Below are 316 nucleotides of genomic sequence, written 5' to 3'. Positions count from 1 at the left end.
GCGCGGGCAGCGCCACCAGCGCGCCGAGCAGAGCCGCCGCGCACGTCCCGATGAGCGCCGCGCCCAGGAACGGCACGCCGTGGCGCATCAGCAGCCCGGCGACGAGCGCCGCGCCCGTCACGAACGAGGCCTGCGCGAGCGAGACCATCGCCCCGAGCCCGGTCACCACGGTGAACGACATGAACACCAGGGAGATCGCGAGGCCCTGGGCGAGGATGCCGCTCCAGAAGGGTGTCGTCACCGTGTAGAAGGCGGCGCCGAGCAGGACCGCCGCCACCGCCCACGGGCCCCACCGCCGCAGCCACGAGCGGCCCGC

At 75.6% G+C, this 316-nt stretch carries 1 pseudogene; it reads right to left on the bottom strand.

The features are described 5' to 3' along the window. Nucleotides 1-316 (bottom strand): annotated as a pseudogene (locus tag G3I40_RS29230) (branched-chain amino acid ABC transporter permease/ATP-binding protein); the annotation flags it as partial.

The sequence above is a fragment of the Streptomyces sp. SID14478 genome (genome assembly GCF_010548525.1).
Classification (GTDB): domain Bacteria; phylum Actinomycetota; class Actinomycetes; order Streptomycetales; family Streptomycetaceae; genus Streptomyces.
This window is presented reverse-complemented; position numbering and strand designations above follow the sequence as displayed.